Source organism: Pedobacter sp. ASV12 (assembly GCF_016429155.1).
In the GTDB taxonomy this organism is placed as follows: domain Bacteria; phylum Bacteroidota; class Bacteroidia; order Sphingobacteriales; family Sphingobacteriaceae; genus Pedobacter.
In genome coordinates, this window is sequence record NZ_JAELUC010000044.1 from 1 (window position 1) to 19389 (window position 19389).

Here is a 19389-nt window from a genome sequence, read left to right on the forward strand (position 1 = left end):
CCCCCCCCCCCCCCCCCCCCCCCCCCCCCCCCCCCCCCCCCCCCCCCCCCTTTTTAGATGTGTATAAGAGACAGCTATATGCTAGCATATGTCAACTATTACAAAACAGGTAGGCAGGTAGCTATCAAAGAGTTCAATAATATCATCACTAGGATAGATATGTTGTATGGTACTTTCAAAGCTATGGAGCCCCATATCGAGTTAGTACGGGAAGATGAACGAAATGTAAAGGAAAAGTTTAATAATTATTTTGAACAGTCATCAAGGTTGGTTGCGTTGTTAGCTATGGGGTTGCGACATTCAGCTCCGCAATTGGAACGAGAAATGAACGAGATAGCGGGTGCTTCATTAAGAAGTGAAACTGAAAAGAGAGATTCAGAATTTTATTACAGAACTTTTATTGTGCCCTTCAATACCTTTGCTTTCAAGTACACTTGGCTATTGTTACCCGAGGCGCCGCACATTAGGGAACTTGCTGCTCTAACGAAAGATGCAAAATCCTTATATGAACAAATGATTACCGACAACCAAGGATTGGCTGATGAGTTTCATGCGCAATATATTCGTCTTAAACCAGAAATTGAGAAATTACAAGAATACTCAAAAAGATTGATTAAGGATTTTTGGGATTAAAGACCATCATGGTAAAAAAAAAATAATTAAAATTAAGCAATTCTGCTGAATCATTCCTAAGCCCTTGCCAATCTTATTTAAGGAACTCAATTTCAGATTAACCCTTCCCTTTTCAATATTAATCAGTTGGGTGCAATACCAGCATGTAAGGCAAACTGCCTGATGCTTAATCCTTTTTCTTCCCTCGATGATCTGATACGATATTAGTAACAGTCATTATTACAAGGCATAAAAGAACTTAGTTACCTTAGAAGTACCAACAAGAAAAATTTTAAAAAACATACCCATTCTCCATAAAAGAGTAGCTGCTATCATTGCCCAAGATAAAATGATCTACCACGGCAACCTTTAACAGTTTGCCCGCCTGTACAATCTCGTCTGTTAATTTATAATCGGCCTTAGAGGGCATCACCTGTCCGCTGGGATGGTTGTGTGCTATAATGAGGCTGCTGGCCAAGCAACCGAAGGCCAAACCAAATATCAGCCTTACATCAACCAAAGAGCCGTTAATGGCACCCGTATGCAGGCAACGCCAACAGATGGCCTCATTGGCCGCATTAAGGTACAGCACATAAAACTGTTCTTGTACGGTAAGCAAATCTTTGTTCCATACGCTGCGCAAAAAGCGTTCGGCCATTTTGCTGTTTTCAATTTTTACGGGGTTGGGCAATGGCCTGTAGCTAAACTGTAGCTCTGCCTTGGCTAATTGGTTTTTCGGGGTTCGCATCTTGAAAAACGATTAAAAGACCAGGTCGCTGCGAACCCCATCGGTTTCCCGAAAGTGATACAGTACTTTCAACTGCTCGCCTGGATATGGTAAATATAATAATTAACTCGGATTGCTCCGATGGGATTCGCTTTATAAAAATACGCATTGAATACAGTTATTGCAAGTTTTTTACCCACCGTTGTTGTTAAATTATTATCGTTTTTATACTTTTTAATTAACTTATAATCAACTAATTAAACCAATAAATTACTTGACAAGGGTTTGTTTTATTCCTAAATTGAGTACAGCAAGTACATACCTGTTCGGGCATCCCCAAAACCTAAAAATTTTCGGAATGGGTAGCGAAAAGCATACATAAGTCTATGATCTAAAACCATTGGTTATGCCAGTTTTCTGTATTAGCGCACCAGCAACCCTTCCATTTACGCCCCTGCCCGAGCAAAGGAGCCGCTTGCCCCCCTATTGTTTGCCCAAAATGGCTAATTGCAATAAGCATTTAAACAAAATTGAACAAGAAAAACGCTTTTGTTAATCGTAAAAAAGCTATAGGCAATTACAGTTGGTCAATTGTGGATGATAAAAAGTGATAGGCAGTTTTGATAAACAGCATTGCTTATCAGCAATTACAGCATGCAGACCTGCAATTTAAAATAGCCAACCAGCAATTGAACCATGTAAACTAACAATTAATCCGCATTAATTACAATTTTTTTGATGTACACAGCTTTTGAGGCCAACTGCATCGAACAAAAAAGAACTACCATGAAAAAAGCAAAACTCATTATCGGTTTTAACCGATTTCGCAATAAAGAACTGCTAACCAAAGCGCAGTTTATTTTAGACAGCATGATAGGCAACAATAATTTCGAAACCTTTGCAAGCGACCTGGCCAAGCTAAAAGAAAATGTGCTCAATTACGCCCTTGCATTGAGCAAGGCCGAATCGCGCAGCATGGCCGATGTTGCCTCCATGCATCAGGCACGCAAAACATTGGAAGAGCAATTGAGAGATATTGCCCTGCGCGTTGAATCGCATGCCAAGGGCGACGAGGTAACATTGCTGAGCTCTGGTTTTAGCCTGGCAAAAAACAACTTGCCCATAGGCATTTTGCCCAAGCCGGAGAATTTTACGCTCGAGCCCCATAACAAGGGCACGATAGACCTAAGCCTGGATTCTATACGCGGGGCCAACAGCTACCAGTACGAATACAAAATGGTTGGCACAGAGATCTGGAACATAAAAGTTGGCACCAAAAGCAAGCTGACGCTTAACGGCCTTAGCAGCGGTGCTGAATACGAATTTAGGGTGGCCGGTATCGGCGCTGCAGCAGACAGGGTTTACAGCGACATTATCAAAAGCTTTATATTATAAAGCAAAAAGGCCTTTGGTTAAAAATCAGAGGCCTTTTTTATGTACCGGTTTACGAAGCTTACTTGCGTTTACAAAGCCCACCCTTACAACTTGGGTACGGCCTAGTTGAACTGATCAATGTTTTTTACCCTTACATTGGGCATGGTCTTGAAAATGTCTTGCATGTATTTTCTATGGTTGGCTCCCGCTATAACCACTACCCTCTTAGCTCCCGCTTTTTTGGCCCTGGCCACCACATTATGGCACATGCCCTCGTTTCTCCTAATCCACCAATGTATTTTTGACAACATTTCTTCTTTAGGGAAACCCTTCATTTGATACATAACGGGCAAGTAAAAATCGCCCGAGGCTGAAATTTCGGAGGCCTCATCGGTGTTCAGCCATTCTGTTACCCTATTGGAAGTCATTTCTATCTGATCGTATTTCTTAAAGCCATTATTAATGGCAGTCAAGGCCGATTTTAACTGATTTTTAAGGGAATCGGCAAGGTCTTTTCTAAACAAAGGGAATTTTGCGTCGAATGCTTCCCAAGAGGCTTGCCAATTCAAGTCGTATTCCTGGCTATCCATAGCAAGCAGTTCTTTGATGCCCAGCTCCTGCATCATGGGGAAGGCGATATACGCATATTCAGAAGTTTTAAGCCTTCTCATGCTACGTCCAGTGGTATCTAACCGAGGGCTGAGCAACTTGTCGACGTAGCTTTCGAGCTCGGCATTGGGCCGCTGCTGCAGGAAATGGTGAACTTGCCAAAATTGATAGTGTCCATTTGCCACATCCTGATCTAGGTAATAAGCATGGGCCAGCTCGGCTTTTACGCGATAATCATTGGGCTGCTGCAACGATCGTTTCTTTAAACTGTCTATGGTACGCGGCAATAGCTCTTCTTGTATCGGTCTATTGCTCCTCAGCATTTTTAGCCGATTGATATTTGGCTGCTTACACCAATAATCCATCACCAGGCGCTCGTCTTCTTTGCTCAAAAACTCACCGAAAAAGGCATCGGGCTTAAACTTTCTGATTTTATTGTGGATGCTGGAAAAATCTTGTTTAGGGTATTTGCTATAATCATGAGAAACACCTATCAGCAAAACCTCAATATCCTGTGCGCTAGCGTTTATAGAAAGGAATAAAAATAAAAAAAAGAGATACTTCATGTTCTTGTGCTTCCGGTTTGGTTAAGTAATTTATTGGTTTTTTATGTCAAGATCAAGCCCATCTTCATATTAGAATTCTTACCTGCCAAGGCTACTCCCGAATTTATTGTTGCATAAAGATGGTTAACTTATTTGATATTTGCATCCAATAGATTAGTCAGCCAGCAGGTTAAATATCGCGAGGACGGATACCTGTCCCGCGTTTAATTGATGACCACAGGGAGCAAGGCATCCACCTTTGGCTTTTGGTACCGGGTACATCAATGCTTCCAATCGGCTTAAAATTCCACAATGCACCCTGCTGTTTTCTCTAAGTTTTCTGTTTCTCTTGTTTTTTTGATCTCCTCCCAGTTTTTATAGGGAAGTTTATATCGTTCATCAAAAAAATACATCCGCCAGCGCCAGAAAGCCAATGGATTTTTGGAGAATAAACGATATATATTTTTATCCTGTTGGTCAGGACGATCCAACATACAGCCCTTGTGCATCCTTTTCATCATTTCAAAATTGCGGTCCATATATTCGTAGAAGGTAAAGCTTCCGTTTGTTAGTGCTGTACCGGTAGTGCCTCTGATCAACAGATATCTTTAGTATCTGCATAAATGGGGTAATATTGGACAGGACTATAACCATAATTATAGCAATGATGATGATATGCTTGCTTTTCATATGCTATGGGCGCCTATCATCATCTTTAGCTAATTGTCTTTGTCTGGCTATTGCAATGATCCAGGCTATAACGAAAGGTACCAGTAAAAATGTGGATATCAGGTCGAATAATGCGTAAACCATTATGAACTGCAGTGGAAACCAGATTAACATAGACATGAAATTTCTTTTGTTTGTCAAAAAAATCAGGCTGACCACCATTAAGTGGAATATAATTAAAATGACCCAAAGCACCTTGTTTACATTGGAAAACAGACCCGCCTTCAATAAGGATATCGGCCCCAGGAATTCCGCTCCATATAGAGTAAACCAACCCATATTCGTCTTTACCCCCATAAACACTGATAAGATAAGCATCAAAAAAATCAATCGTTTCATAGTCGTATCATTAATATTAAACATTAATTACAGGCTCCATGCCCATTAGGGGCACTAACATTAGTACTTGTGCTTTTAGCCCCGCTAACTTTTGCAAGGACCTGACCATAATCACCTGGCGTATTGTTGAATAGCCCTCTTGGCGTACTTGCTGGCAGTTTGATGCCGGCGTTACCCATCCATAGCAGGGCGGCGTCGGTACAGTTGTATTCTTGCCCGCTTGCAATATTATTCCCCAAGTTATAAATAGCCCCATTACCATCGCTTAAGACCGAAGACAAAGCCAGGCCAAACTGCTCCTCAGTGACTTCTTGAGTATAGCTGACATTATAAACATGCCCGCTGTTATCCTTAATCACACCTTTTGATCTTATCGAACTGCCGTTCGGATCGGGGTAAAATCCCATTACCTGCCTTACCGAAGATCCGTCCCTGTTTATTTTTTCAAAACCGACAAAAGAGTGTCCAACGTCAAAAAATGTACCATTTTTGCTTATCGTAAGTCCGATTCCATTAGATACGAGCGGGGTCGTAAACTGTGCGTTTGTTCCTGGTACGGGCTGATTTATGTATAGGGTCATCTTATAGCTCTGCACCTGCTTTCCATCATTGAAGCAGTCAATATACTTTTTGGGATCGATTGGCTTTTTTCCATCATCAACCAGCCTGGCATCTTCAAGATCGTAATCCGATAACGTTTGTCCGTCGTCACCGCCCCCGCTGCCTCCCCCGTTTGGCGGATCATCGAACCATACCTGCTCACAAACTGTTTCCTCGCTCGAATCGGTCATGTAGAAGGTAACACCGCACATCGGCTGCGGCCAGTAGCAGTTATAGCTGTAGATAACCATCACTTCTCCCCCGCATAAGCTGTAGCCTGCCGATACAAAAGTGCAGTGCCTGATTACCGTCTGACATACCTGCTCCCAATAGGAAGTGGTATTGCCAACAGACTGTAGCTTTCTTAACGCATTCTGGTTCTTTTGATAGGCTTCACTGACGCTTCCATTTACATAGTTCAGCAGGTAGTTGCGTCCCCCAGTCAGACTACTGAGTAGCAACCTTCCGGTAAAGTGGCGCATGATCACTTCCGAAGTATCGTCAGACAGGTTTTTGTTGCGTTTATCGTCGGCCAGAGAGTAAAAGGCTTTGTAGAACTCCTTTTCGTTCTTGACCATCAGGTAAGTGGCCGCGCCGATTTCCTGCACCTTAACGGTCTTTCCATCCCGTTTTACAGTCCCAATCATCTGATAGAATACATAGGATACGCTGTCGTTTACTGTTTGTAGTTTTGGATTGCTCCATTCCGGCGTCCATGTAATCCCCTTGTCATCCTTTGCCACAAAACGGGCATCCATTTTTTGATCGTAATACTGTTGCCTGATAGTGGCTAGTCTTTTGGAAAGATCGGGCGTATTTTTTGAAAGCGGAACAGTCTGTGTTTTGATGACCAGTTCCTTTTTACAGGCAAAGAAGGTCAGGCCTATTAAGAGCGCCCATCCCGTTTTTTTAAGATTGTTTTTCATTGGTTAAGCTTATAAATGGCGTATGTCTGCGTTCGCCGGGATGGAGCAAAACGTCCAAATGTATAAATATTTTTACAATACAAATGTTCATCTTTTTTACTTCCTATTTTCCCGATATCAGCGAGATACAGCTGGTTAATTAACCAACCAATACATTAAAATAATCTTAGTTAAGCTAAGTAAACGATAAAAAATAAATAGCTTGTTTTGGAAGTGTCCAAAATAGCCATTGAACTGCTCATAATAGAAAAGATCCCCTTTCAGGAAAAGGTGAACATACCCCAATAGGAACTGGTGTTCCGGCTGGGTGTTTCCGATGGTGATGATGAAGTTGATTTTGGCAATTCAAAACCTACTGGCGAAACCATAAATCAAAAAAACAATCTTACCTTATTACTGGCCACCGTTTATTAAATTTGACAAACATAAGCCAAACAGATGACGACTAATTCTTTTTCTAAACCGCATAGCGCACAGAACGTTACAGACTATCCAAATAACAATACTTATTTTCTTGTTTGGAATTTTAAGGCAGCTGTTGATCAGGCCGCAATCAAATCGACTTTTCAAAGCATATGCGCTTTGGTAATCAACCTGAATAATTCGGGGCTGAACCGTTTCCCCGATTCGAAGGCCAGTTGCGTTATGGGTATCGGCTATGATGCATGGTTGCAGCTTGGTCTGCCTCAGCCCCTACCCAAAGAATTGAAGAGGTTTGAGCCAATAACCGGCGGCAAACATACTGCGATAAGCACTAAGGGCGACCTGCATTTCCACATTAGGGCAGACAATAAAAGCCTTGCCTATGATATGTCTTCTGCCCTCTCTGAATTTATGAGTCCTATTGCCGATTGTATAGTAGAAGTGCAGGGATTTCGGTATTGGGATAGCAGGTCTATTTTAGGCTTTGTAGATGGCACCGAAAATCCACATGGTGCAGATAGGGAACATTTTGCCATTATCGCCGAGGAGGACCCCTACTATAAAGGCGGAAGCTACCTCTTTGTGCAACAATACCTCCACAATCTCGATGCATGGAAATTACTCTCGACAGAAGAGCAGGAAAAAGTAATAGGCAGATCTAAAGACCAGGATATTGAAATGAGCGACGAGGTAAAACCCAAAAACTCGCATATTGCGTTGGCCAACGTTGGCGACGATTTTAAGGTGGTAAGAGATAATATGCCTTTTGGAAATGTAGCTACCAATGAGATGGGTACCTATTTTATCTGCTATGCCAGCACTTTTAGCACTGTAGAGAAAATGCTCAACAATATGTTTATCGGCAATCCGGAAGGAAATTACGACCGTATACTGGACTTTAGTACCGCAAAAACAGGATCTTTGTTCTTTGCGCCGAGTTTAGATATGCTCGACGAATTTGGAGGCTGATGCCGATGGAAATCGTTGATTGATGGGAGCTTCAGGCTACGGCGATTTTGCGTTTATTATTTGTTAACGAAATAGCACTATTGATTAGATTAGTGCATAAATTAGTATATAAATAGATAAGTAATTATATTCAGAGAATGGAATACGTTGATTACTACAAAATCCTGGGCGTAGATAAAAATGCAACTGCCGATGATATCAAAAAGGCCTACCGCAAGCTGGCCAGGAAGCATCATCCGGACTTAAATCCGGATAATGCGGAAGCCGAAAAGCTTTTTCAGCAGCTTAATGAGGCCAACGAGGTACTGAGCGACCCGGAAAAACGAAAAAAATACGACCAATACGGCGCCAATTGGAAACACGGCGAGCAATATGAAGAAACGCGCCGTCAACAACAATCGCAAAGCCATGGCCAGGGTGGCCAGCATTATTCGTTTGAAGGCGATGATGGCGATTACTCTGATTTTTTCGCCTCCATGTTCGGCAACCGTGGAACAGGGCGCAAAACACAGTTCAGGGGGCAGGACTACAGGGCTACTGTTCAGCTCAACCTAAGCGATGTTTTCAAAACCCAGCAACAAACATTTACGGTAGACGGCAAAAACATACGGATTACCGTACCTGCCGGAATTGAAGATGGGCAGGAAATCAAAATTGCAGGCTATGGCGGCGTGGGCACAAATGGAGGGCCAAAGGGCGACCTTTATATTACTTTCAACATCCACAACAACACCAGTTTTGTACGCAAAGGAAACGACCTGTATGTTAAGCAGCCATTGGCACTCTATAAGGCAATGCTGGGCGGCCAACAAACCATTCATACCATCGATGGCACGGTCAAGCTGAAAATCGCTCCCGAAACGCAGAACGGCACCAAGGTTCGCCTAAAGGGAAAAGGCATGCCGGTGTATAAAAAAGAGGGCAGCTATGGCGATCTGTATGTAACCTATGAGCTTGAGATACCCCAAAACCTATCGGAAAAAGAGAAAGAATTGTTTAATCAATTGGCAGCAGAACGCCACATCAGTTAATTATGGCTACGAGTAAAAAAATATCCGTCGATCAGCTATGCGTATATTACGAGGTCGAAACAAAATTTGTATATGCCCTACACGACCATGGCTTGATCACCTTGGCCAAGTCGAAAAAAGGCTATGAAATCGATTTTGAGCACCTTGGCGATTTTGAAAGATTTGTACATCTTCATTATGAGCTGGAAATCAACATGGAAGGTCTTGAGGCAATTACGCACCTGCTTGACCGTGTAAAGCTGCTGCAACAAGAAATCAAACAATTAAGAAAAAAGGACATCCATGAAGCCTGATTTTGAACCCGATATTTTTAAATAAAGAAAACCGTATAGGCTACTCAATTTGAGAAACATAACCTAATGGGCTTAAAACTCCTCTTTTTTTAAATTCCTAAAATTTGTCAGGGAAACAACTATCAAACCTTGTAGGGTTTTCTTTTGAGGTGTTCGCTTAACCTGCCCTAAAAATCCTGATTTTGCAACTGGTGTACCTTTTCTATACAAATGGTAGAAAAAGCACCCTTTATTGTCGTGATTGCACAACACCTGTACAACTATTCGCCCATAGCTTTGCATTGATAAAACAACCTAATTTAAACACCATGAGAAAAATCAGAATTTTCGAGCACATCTCGCTTGATGGCGTGATAGAACACGATGGAGACTATACCTATGGCGCATGGACCACGGCCTACCGAAGTCCTGACGGGGCAGCCCTGCTTTTTGAAGCCTACGGCCCAAACTTCGACCTGTTGCTTGGCCGCAAAACCTATGACATATTTAGCAGTTTTTGGCCCAATGCCGGAGATTTCCCTATGGCCAATGCCATAAATGCGGCCACCAAACACATTGCCACCCACAGGCCCGAGAGCTTGAAATGGGGACCGGTACTGGGTTTAGGCGATGATGTTATAGAGTCGATTCGAGAACTCAAACTGATGGATGGCCCAGATCTGATCGTAGTGGGAAGTTCTACCTTAACTTCCGTGCTGCTTGACCAAGGGCTGGCCGACGAGGTTATCCTCATCACCTACCCGGTTTTGCTTGGCCATGGCAAACGTTTACTCGCCGATGGCATCGATGCCCGCGAACTTGCCTTTGTTGATTCGAAAGCCACGCCTACCGGCTTGCTGATCAACACTTACAAGCATCTCGGGTCGCTAAGCAAATAGAGAAAAGTTTTGGCCATAAAAAAAGTCCTTTCGACCATGCGAAAGGACTGGAGAGCTTATTAATTTGATGGTCGGTTATTTCAAAAGCCACCTGGTTTGATTGGTACCACCGGCACCTCCATACGGGCTTGAAATAGGTATATATGCATTTGTTGCATTATACCCGTACATTGACGGAAGTCCATCGGTTTAATATTCTACTTTATAATCTTTTTTAAGTGCGGCACCGCCCCAAGCTTTAACCGAGGTCCATGGCGCAGGCGGGCCTGTCCAGAAAGCATTGTCGGCCGGCAAACCAAGGGTAAGAAAACCTAAAGTAGCCATGTAGAGGCTTCCGGTGGAAGTATAGGTATCGGCAATCATGGGTTGATGTCCGTTAAAGCCCAACAGCAGCCAGCCATTTTGATCAAAATTCTGGTGGCCATCGTACATGTTGTGCATGACCTTGGTTAGCGCGGCACGTACTTGTGTAGGCTGGATCCATTGAGGCAGTTTTTCCATGAGCGCTACCTGGGCCAGTACCTGAAAAGCGGCCGTTCTATAGGTAATTGAGCGGCCGTAAGCCGGATAGGTACCATCGGGTGCAATAACACGTTCCAAGTATTCGGCATAACGGATCATGCGTTTCAAGGCAGAATCATAGTCGGTTTGCGATGCCCTTCCCTTTTTTACCATGATGCCCAACAAATCGACCAGCATGGGATGGATGACATAAGAATTGTAGTAATCCATGCTAAATTTTGCACCATCGCTGTACCAACCATCGCCAACATACCATTCTTTCATTTTGTTGAGCGAAAACTGGATGCGTGCCGGATCATACTGTTCGCCTATGCTCATTAAAAAGCCCTCTGTAAGGCCCGCAAACAGCAACCAGTTGTTGTAGGCCCCGCTCCGGTCGCGCAAAGATTTAAACTCTGTCACAAAACGCTTTTTGGTTGTTTCGTCCAGAGGCTCCCAAAGTGCTTTTGGCGCACGCAAAAAAGCATGGGCTACATAAGCAGCATCTACAATAGGCTGATATTCGACACGGTAATTGATATAGTCGGGATTGGCTGGATCGACCGAATTGGCCAAAGCCCTTAGCAGTTCTGTGCGCAACTGTTTGCGCATTTTGCCTTCTTCGGTATCGTCGTCTGGCAAGGCAAGCCAGGGTGCTACACCGGCCATGGTACGGCCCAGGGCTTCTAAGTAAGTTACCTTTTCACGGTTGCCGTCATGATTTTCGGGTGTTTCAATGGGCATGTTTTTTTTCAGCGTGCCATTGGCCAGGTTGTGGATTACCGGATAAGAAATCTTGTAGAGCGTGTTGGCCCAAAAAATCCGGTCTTGTGCACCTGTGGCTTCTTTTGTTTTTTGAGCGGCTACCGCGAGTGCGACACAAACGAGCATAAATGTGGATAGGAATTTAACTTTCATCGCGTTGCTGATTACAGGTACCATTTTTTATATCTTGCCAATGCTTCCAAATAATAATAGTCGGCATAAATAAGCGGCACATCTATTTCGCTGTTCATCGGATAGGCGCCCGTGCTGTGCATCAGCAAAAAGCCTCCATTCTCGCCAAGCTTGGCCCTATAGTCGGGACTGGCCAGGGTATGCAACATGGTTTCGGCAGCTTGTATAAACTCCTTTTTTTCTTCTTTGGCGGTATATTGGCCTAATTCGAGCAAGGCCGAGGCGATGATCGCTCCTGCAGAAGCATCGCGTTTGGCAAACGGAATGCCTTGCGCATCGAAATCCCAAAACGGAATTTTATCTGCCGGCAGGTTTGGATGATTTAAAATAAAATGGGCAATTCCCTTAGCCTGCTTCAGGTATTTTTGGTCTTTGGTAAAGCGATACATCAAGGTATAGCCATACAGGGCCCAGCTTTGTCCGCGCGACCATGAAGAACAATCGGCAGCACCTTGCCAAGTGGCCTTTTTCTTCACTTTTCCGGTTTCCAAATCATAGTCTACAACATGGTAGGAACTAAAATCTGGACGAAAGTGATTGGCCAAGGTCGTATTGGCGTGCGTAATGGCTATCTCTTTGTATTTTTTGTCTCCTCCATTTTCGCTTGCCCAAGTGAGCATCTCCAGGTTCATCATGTTATCTATGATTACCGGACAGTTCCAATATTTGCTCTTGTTCCACGATTGTATAGACTTAATACTTGGCCGGTAGCGGGTAGACAATGATTCGGCCGAACGCAGGATAATCGACTTGTATTCGGGCTTATTGGTTAACCGGTAGGCATTGCCGAAGCTGCAATACATCATAAAGCCCAAATCGTGGTTTCCGGTAAATGTTTGGTTAGGCTCAATAACTTTCAGTGCGTTTTCTGCCTCCTGCTTAATGCTTTCATCGCGGGTTTGCTCGTAAATATTCCACAAACTGCCCGAATAAAAACCGCTGCACCACCATTTGATATCATAATTGACGGGCTTGCCGTCTTTAAAGGATTGTGGCGTTTTACCTTCGGCTATGTTTTTGGCTAAAACCTTGTATTGTTTGCCTGCAAATTCAAATTCTTCTTTGATCAGCTGCGCCCAAGGCTTTTGGGCCTCTTGGGCATTACTTTTAGAAAACGCAGCTAAAAAAGCAAAGGCTATCAGTAGTCTCTTCATGTTTCTTTATAGTTCAATAAATTATTTCTCTTGTTCTTAAATATTGGGATAACCTTTTGTTTTGTTGTATTCCTTTAAGCCAACGCCTGCTTGATTAAAGGCTTTAAAGTGATGAAAAGGCATCTCCCCATGGAACAAAGGGAGATGGCCTTAACCTAACTAACCAAAAAAATAAGCGTTCAAAATTACCAACCCGGATTTTGAACCAGCGCAGTACTCCTTCCAATTTCTAAACTCATGATCGGAAACAAGTAGAATTTTTCGGTAAAAAGGTATGGTGTATACACGTTCCTGGTGCCATAGGTATAGGTGTTGTTGGCGTTTTTGGTTACGGTAGTTCCAATCGGAGTAAAATTTAACTCCTGCATAGCCGTTTTCCAGCGACGTACGTCCCACATCCTATGTTCTTCGAAGGCAAGTTCTACCTTGTATTCGTTTTGGATTACTTTGCGCATTTCTTCTTGGGTCATGCCGGCTTTGAGGCCGTAGTTGCCCGAAGCACCTGCACTTACACCCGCACGGATACGCAATTGTTTAAGTGCATCGTAAACTTCTGTGGTTGCACCGCTGTATTCGTTTTTGGCTTCGGCATAGCCCAATAAAATTTCGGCATAACGCAGCAATGGCCAGCAACGCTCGGTAGCACCTGTTCCATCTTCGTTCAGCATTTTTCTGATAAAGTAGCTCGAATTAACCGATGAGTTGGTGTAGGCATCTGCCGTTCCAGAGTTTGCGTAGCTGGCTATTTTGATCTTTGCATTGCTGGTATTGAACCAATCGGCACCATTAAACAAGATACTGTTGTAAAAGCGCGGATCGCGGTTGAGGTAAGGATTGTTCGCGTCATAACCCGAAGCCGGGTCGTCGATAGGCAAACCATTGCTCATGCCATAAGAATTTACCATCTGCAAAATTGGCACAGCACGGTAGCCATCGCCCAACGAAGGTACACGCAACCAGCTTTCTAAAGTGGTGTTGTTACCTTCCATCTTTGCCAGGATGTACTCGTTGTTGTAGCGTTTCTGGAAAACTTTGTAATAGCCGTAACCATTTCTGGTGGTATTGTCTACATAAAGGCCATAGCTTCCCAAATCCATCACTGCTTTCATGGCCTGCATTGCCGTATTCCATCTTTCTTTGTCGTAAGTTGGATACGAAGTGATGGCTTTTAGCGTAGCGTCGGTGGCAATGGAACCACCGTTAAACAAAGGACTTGCCGCATACAAAAGGGTTCTGGCTTTTACGGCTAAGGCTGCGCCTTTGGTGGCTCTGCCATAATCTTGCGCAATTTGCGTTTCGAAGCTTGGCAAGGCCGCGGCCGCCGCATCCAGCTCTGCAACAATATACTTTACGCAATCGCTATAGCTGCTTCGCGGCACTTCGATCTTGTCTTCAATGTCAAACACCTTATCGCCGATCAAAGGCACACCTGCATAGCTTCTTACCAGCAAAAAGTAGTACCAAGCTCTTAAAAAACGAGCTTGCGCAATCCAGTATGATTTGGTTTGGGCCGAAACAGGGGTTTCGTTAATGCGTTGCATCAATAAATTGCATCGTCTGATGTTGGCCCATGGCACGGTCCACATTTCAGAAATTCCGGCTACCGATGTTTCAGGCGAGAGATTCCCAACCGCCATCAGTGGCGCAGTGTTTTGAAGTCCGTTATAGCGATAGGGCGAAGCCTCGCCGCCAACCACCATGTGGCCTCCGGCGGCAAATCTCGACAAGCCCTGGTAGCCATCGCTCATCTGGAAAGTAAATCCGATATCGTAATAGATCCGGTTAAGGAACATGGAAGTGTACGTGCTGTCTTTAAATACAGCATCTCCATTAAGGTCGTTCGAAACCTGAGGGTCGAGGAAATCGCTTCCTTTTTTACAGCCCTGCGCAACAATCAGAGCACCAATTACTGCAACAAATAAAATTACTTTGCTTTTCATATCAAATTTCTTAAAAAGTAACATTTACGCCTAAATTGAAAGTACGTTGGGCAGGATAACCGGTATTGGCTCCCCCTATCGACTCTGGGTCTACCTGGTACTTCTTGTTTACATTGGTTTTGGTAAACAGCATATTGCCGTTGGTGTATACCCGAACTCCCTTTAATCCAACTGGTTTTATCCACGAATCAGGCAATTGGTAAGAAAACTCGGCAGTTCTCAAACGAACATACCAGGCTTCGAGCAACCAGAAATCGGAGAAAAACGTTCTGGCGTCGTTGATGCTGGTACCGCCCAATGCCGGATATTGCGCCGTGGCGGCTGTTTCTGGTGTCCACCTTAACAGTTGCAGTGGCTGGTAGTTGCTAAAGCCAAGACCTTCAGAGTTTAATGCAATCGAGAAATTGTACGATCCCTGGAAGGCTAAAGCCAGACCAAAGCCCTTGTAGTTAAAGTTCAAATTCAAGCCAATTACATTTGATGGCAAACTCGGCGAACCAATTGCTCTCCTATCGTACGCATCAATTACCTTGTCGCCATTGATATCGAGATATTTCAAGTCGCCCGGTCTTGGCGTAATGCTGGGCTTGGCTACGTTCGGATCGGCGATATCGGCTGCACTGTAAAAGCCATTAAACAAATAGCCAAAGTTCTGACCAATAGAATGACCTGTTTCGGCCAACCATGGATATCTAGGCTGTGCTTCGTCTTTTTCGATGATTTTGTTCTTAGAGAAACTGTAGGTCAGGTTTACACTATAGCCAAAATCCTTTAACTGGTTTTTATAGGTTATTTCCCCATCCCATCCGTTACGTTCAACTATACCCAAGTTTACAGGCGGCAGGCTTGCCCCGAAAATTCCTGAGATACTTGATCTATTGGTCAGGATGTCATAGCGTTTTCCATAAAAACGGTCGGCTACGATATTCAGCTTGTTCTTAAACATATTCAGGTCTACCCCAAAATTGGTTTGCAGGTCTTTTTCCCAAGTCACGTCCAAGTTGGCCAAACGTCCTTCGGTAACACCGTTAAAGTTAGTTCCCGGAGTTTGTCCAAACTGCGTACCATTGCCTGTGGTATAAGTTTGCTGATAAACATAACCGAAGTTGCCGGCTACCCCATCATTACCCGTTAAACCTCTTGATGCGCGAAGCTTGAAGACATCAACAAAAGGCAGTGCTTTTTGAAAGAATTTTTCTTCGGCAATATTCCAGGCAACCGAGGCAGCCGGGAAGAAGCCATAACGTTTTGAGGTTTGGAACCTGTCAGAACCATTGTAGCCGCCAATAAACTCCACCAAATATTTTTGCTTGTAGTTGTAGCCAAAACGACCGGTATATCTTCTATACACCCAAGGCAAATTTGTTCCATCGCGGCCAACATCAGATTTTTGGTCGATCAAAACCGTTCCATAGGCACGATGGTCTTTAAACGTGTTATCGTAGTTCAATATTCCCTGTATTTGCAACACCTTTAAGGCTAAGCCTGTAGAAGTAGAAAGCGAAGGAGGTGGCAGCCTGTACAAGTTTGCCGTAGCCAAACGGTACGAACCATCGGCCGAGTTGTAATAGTAAGAAGGGAAACTAGAACGGCTTAACGTACGGTTGTTGCTTTGGCTACTGGCATAAGAAATATTGGCTTTTGCCGAAAGCCCCTTGGTTAAAAAGTCTAATTTTTGCGTAGCCCCAAATACGGCATTCAAATCGTTGGCATAATCGCGGCTATAACCATTGGTGGCTAATTTGGCGACGATGTTTTGCGATGAATTGGTGGCCTTATTTTCGCCATAAGTACCGTTAGGGTTGTAAATGGGATATGCATAGGGCGCCAAGATAAACAGCTCCGTCATTAAAAGGCCGTCGTAAATCGTTCCCCTGTTCAAAGGTCTGTTGGTGGTACCAAAACGACCGTTCACATCAACCCTGAACGACAGGTTTTTATTGGCCTGAATGTCCAGGTTTGAGCGGAAATTGTAACGGTTGTACCAAAAGGCACTGTTGTATCCTGATTCCTGTCCAAAGTTCTTGAACATACCGTCCTGAGAAATGTAACCGCCCGAAATGAAATATTTTACGGTATTGCTACCTCCCGAGATGTCGATGTTGGTACGGTATTGTGGCGCCGATTTCCTGGTCAGCGTACCCCACCAATCTACATCGGGGTGTCCGTAAGGATCGGCTCCGGTGCGGAAAAGTTCCAAATCCTGTGGCGTAAATGTGGTTGTAGTCATTCCCGAGTTCTTTTCGGCCTCTGTTAACAACGAAGCATTTTCGTACGACCTTAAGAATTTGGGTCTGTAAGACCAGGTTTGTAAAGCGAACTCCTGCCTTAAGTTGATAGATGGCTTGCCGGTTTGACCACGTTTTGTGGTAATGACCAAAACACCATTCGCGCCCCTTAACCCGTAAATGGCTGTTGTGGCGGCATCTTTCAAGATTGAAATGCTTTCAATTTCATTCGGATCGAGGCGCTGTACGTCGCTCATGTTGTATTCGATGTCATCGACAATAATCAGCGCATTATTCGAACTTCCAAGTGAGGTTGTTCCGGCTACGCTACTTGTTGTACCGTTGGCCGCCGTTACCCCTACGTAAGAAGACACGCCTCTGATAAAGAATTGTGAAGCATCTAACCCTGGCTGGCCACTACGCTGTACGGCGAAAAAGCCAGGCAAACGTCCTTGCAGGGAGTTTTGCAGGTTGGTGGTAGGGTTTTGCTTCAGATCCTTATTGGTAATGCTGCTTACCGAACCGGTATTGGTCAGTTTTTTTTGTGTACCATATCCCAATACTACGATTTCTTCCAAGCCTTTGGTGTCTTCGGCCATGGTAATATTGATGGTTTTTTGGTTTGGTGTAATGCTCACCTCTTTGGTTAAATAGCCAACCAGCTTGAACACCAAAACCTTTTCTTGTTTTAAGGTTAATATGAAATGGCCATTATTATCGGTAGAGGTACCATTTGTGGAAAGGTTTTTTTCATAAACGCTTACACCAACCAACGGTCCTTTGTCGTCAGAGACGTTTCCCGAAATTTGTTGCGCTTGGGCAAGGATAACAGGCAACATGAAGAGGCCTATTAATAGACTATATATAGATATTTTCATAGTTTTCTAAGCTAAATGTTACCAACCTGGATTTTGTTGAAGTCTGTTGTTCTTTACCATTTCCGAATAAGGGATTGGGTATAGATACATCTTGGGTACCGTGAACACAGCTGTAATTACAGGTACACGAGCATAGCTCAATACGCCTGTGCTTGTATTTTTGGTGATGCGTATGCCTGTTAGTGGCCTGTTCATTACCTGTTCGGCTATTTTCCAGCGACGGATATCCCAAAAGCGTTGCTCCTCAAAAGCCATCTCTACTCGGCGCTCGTGGCGGATCACATCCCGCATCTGCGCCTGGGTTAAACCCGCTGCCAAGGCAAAAGGGTTAAGTCCGGCACGTTGCCTGATAGCTTGTACAGCTGCATATACGGTTGCATCAGGGCCAGAGGCTTCATTCTTGGCTTCGGCATAGTTGAGCAATACTTCTGCATACCTGAAAATCGGGAAGTTATGGGTTACCGATGCGTAAGTTGTTCCGCTGGTGTTGCTGCCCATAAACTTGCGGGCATAATAGCCTGTACGGGTTTGTGTAGATACGCCTCCTGGTCTATCGCGGCCCCCATCAAAGGTTTCAACACCTCTGCCCAGCCAGGTCATACCATTATGAAAAATGGTTTGGTAAAAGCGCGGGTCGCGATTTACATAAGGATTGTTTTCGTTGTAGCCAGAAGTAGCGTCGGTAATGGCTTTACCATTAGCCATTTCAAAAGCATCAACCAATTCTTGGGTAGGACTTGTTCGGCCTTGGCTAACTGTATTGTTGGCCAAATAACCCACCGGAGAATTTATATATTCGACGGTATTGCTGTTGGCTGCCTGAAAAGCAAAAATGACTTCACGACTGGTACGCGACAGGAAGGCATTGGCATAGGTTCCCTCCAAGGCGAACTTGCCACTTGAGATATCCATAATTGCTTTGGCGGCATCGGCGGCCTTGGTCCATTTGGTCAGATCGTTTTGGGTATTATACAAAGGACTGGCCGCATAAAGCAACATTCTTGCTTTCAGGGCCATAGCGGCACCCTGGGTTGCCCTGCCCAAATTGGTATTGTCAATAGGATCTTTTCGCAACAGTGGCATGACGGCATCGCATTCGGATACGATATAGTTTACGCACTCGTCATAACTGTTGCGAGGCAGGTTCAAATCGTCGGTAAAACTGAATACCCTATCTCCAATTAAAGGAACGCCACCAAAACGCTTTACCAGCTCAAAGTAAAACAACGTCCTTAAAAACCTTGCTTCAGCTTTCCAATAGCCCTTATTGGCTGCATTGGAACTGATCAGGTTAATCTTGTCGATATTGGCCAGCATGATATTGGCCAGCCTAATGCCCGCATAGTTTTTGCTAAAAGCATCGTCCGGATTGTTGTTGGCGGTCAGCATTGAGCGGGTAAAACTTTCAATACTGGTATTCAGGCCAGAAGCAATGGCATCGTCAGATCCGGCATCAAGGTAGTTGTTGTCGATTCTGTTGTAGCCGTTAGGCACATAAGTATAGATATTGTTCAAGAACTGCTCTGTATAGTAGCCGATAGAATCGGTGGTATCAAACACGATGTCTTCCTTCAGATTCTGCAAGGGCTCTTTTTCGATCAGGTTCTTTTGGCAACTGGCTATGGTAAAAACACATCCTGCCAATACCAAAATATTTAGATATTTCGTTTTCATAA

The 19389-nt window shown here is 44.1% G+C and carries 15 protein-coding genes; 6 read left to right on the forward strand and 9 right to left on the reverse strand.

Annotated elements, in window-relative coordinates:
• Positions 1-78 precede the first annotated feature (78 nt).
• Positions 79-633, forward strand: a complete 555-nt coding sequence (locus JHD69_RS11720; protein ID WP_199140522.1) for a hypothetical protein — start codon at positions 79-81, stop codon at positions 631-633.
• Positions 634-904: 271 nt separating this feature from the next.
• On the opposite strand, the gene JHD69_RS11725 is transcribed toward JHD69_RS11720, so the two are convergent.
• On the reverse strand, positions 905-1360 hold the full coding sequence (locus JHD69_RS11725; RefSeq protein WP_199140524.1) for a JAB domain-containing protein: 456 nt from the start codon (positions 1358-1360) through the stop codon (positions 905-907).
• Between the two features lie 765 nt (positions 1361-2125).
• Between JHD69_RS11725 and JHD69_RS11730 the strand changes: the two genes are divergently transcribed.
• Complete coding sequence (locus tag JHD69_RS11730; RefSeq protein WP_199140526.1) at positions 2126-2734, forward strand: fibronectin type III domain-containing protein; 609 nt, start codon at positions 2126-2128, stop codon at positions 2732-2734.
• A gap of 101 nt (positions 2735-2835) precedes the next feature.
• Here JHD69_RS11730 and JHD69_RS11735 read toward each other — a convergent pair whose 3' ends face one another.
• The 3 genes from JHD69_RS11735 to JHD69_RS11745 all read right to left on the reverse strand — a co-directional run bounded on the left by JHD69_RS11735 (position 2836) and on the right by JHD69_RS11745 (position 6461).
• Positions 2836-3888 (reverse strand): DUF5694 domain-containing protein, encoded by a 1053-nt coding sequence (locus JHD69_RS11735; protein WP_199140528.1) that lies wholly within the window; start codon positions 3886-3888, stop codon positions 2836-2838.
• A gap of 278 nt (positions 3889-4166) precedes the next feature.
• Positions 4167-4466: a hypothetical protein gene (locus tag JHD69_RS11740; RefSeq protein ID WP_199140530.1), complete on the reverse strand. Its 300-nt coding sequence runs from the start codon at positions 4464-4466 to the stop codon at positions 4167-4169.
• A 492-nt stretch (positions 4467-4958) separates the two neighbouring features.
• Positions 4959-6461 (reverse strand): hypothetical protein, encoded by a 1503-nt coding sequence (locus JHD69_RS11745; RefSeq protein ID WP_199140531.1) that lies wholly within the window; start codon positions 6459-6461, stop codon positions 4959-4961.
• Between the two features lie 438 nt (positions 6462-6899).
• Between JHD69_RS11745 and JHD69_RS11750 the strand changes: the two genes are divergently transcribed.
• From JHD69_RS11750 to JHD69_RS11765, 4 genes are all read left to right on the forward strand, one after another.
• Complete coding sequence (locus JHD69_RS11750; RefSeq protein WP_199140532.1) at positions 6900-7853, forward strand: Dyp-type peroxidase; 954 nt, start codon at positions 6900-6902, stop codon at positions 7851-7853.
• A gap of 137 nt (positions 7854-7990) precedes the next feature.
• Positions 7991-8884 carry a DnaJ C-terminal domain-containing protein gene (locus JHD69_RS11755; RefSeq protein WP_199140533.1) on the forward strand — a complete coding sequence of 298 codons (894 nt, stop codon included), beginning with the start codon at positions 7991-7993 and terminating at the stop codon, positions 8882-8884.
• A gap of 2 nt (positions 8885-8886) precedes the next feature.
• Entirely contained in the window at positions 8887-9177 is a 291-nt protein-coding gene (locus tag JHD69_RS11760) for a chaperone modulator CbpM (RefSeq protein ID WP_199140534.1), read from the forward strand.
• A gap of 308 nt (positions 9178-9485) precedes the next feature.
• Positions 9486-10055: a dihydrofolate reductase family protein gene (locus JHD69_RS11765; RefSeq protein ID WP_199140535.1), complete on the forward strand. Its 570-nt coding sequence runs from the start codon at positions 9486-9488 to the stop codon at positions 10053-10055.
• Between the two features lie 189 nt (positions 10056-10244).
• Here JHD69_RS11765 and JHD69_RS11770 read toward each other — a convergent pair whose 3' ends face one another.
• The 5 genes from JHD69_RS11770 to JHD69_RS11790 all read right to left on the reverse strand — a co-directional run bounded on the left by JHD69_RS11770 (position 10245) and on the right by JHD69_RS11790 (position 19387).
• Positions 10245-11447, reverse strand: a complete 1203-nt coding sequence (locus tag JHD69_RS11770; RefSeq protein ID WP_199140536.1) for a DUF2264 domain-containing protein — start codon at positions 11445-11447, stop codon at positions 10245-10247.
• Between the two features lie 38 nt (positions 11448-11485).
• Complete coding sequence (locus JHD69_RS11775) at positions 11486-12667, reverse strand: glycoside hydrolase family 88 protein (protein ID WP_199140537.1); 1182 nt, start codon at positions 12665-12667, stop codon at positions 11486-11488.
• Positions 12668-12852: 185 nt separating this feature from the next.
• Entirely contained in the window at positions 12853-14607 is a 1755-nt protein-coding gene (locus tag JHD69_RS11780) for a RagB/SusD family nutrient uptake outer membrane protein (RefSeq protein ID WP_199140538.1), read from the reverse strand.
• Positions 14608-14617: 10 nt separating this feature from the next.
• On the reverse strand, positions 14618-17674 hold the full coding sequence (locus tag JHD69_RS11785) for a SusC/RagA family TonB-linked outer membrane protein (protein WP_199140539.1): 3057 nt from the start codon (positions 17672-17674) through the stop codon (positions 14618-14620).
• A 57-nt stretch (positions 17675-17731) separates the two neighbouring features.
• Positions 17732-19387 (reverse strand): RagB/SusD family nutrient uptake outer membrane protein, encoded by a 1656-nt coding sequence (locus tag JHD69_RS11790; protein ID WP_199140540.1) that lies wholly within the window; start codon positions 19385-19387, stop codon positions 17732-17734.
• Positions 19388-19389: the final 2 nt, after the last annotated feature.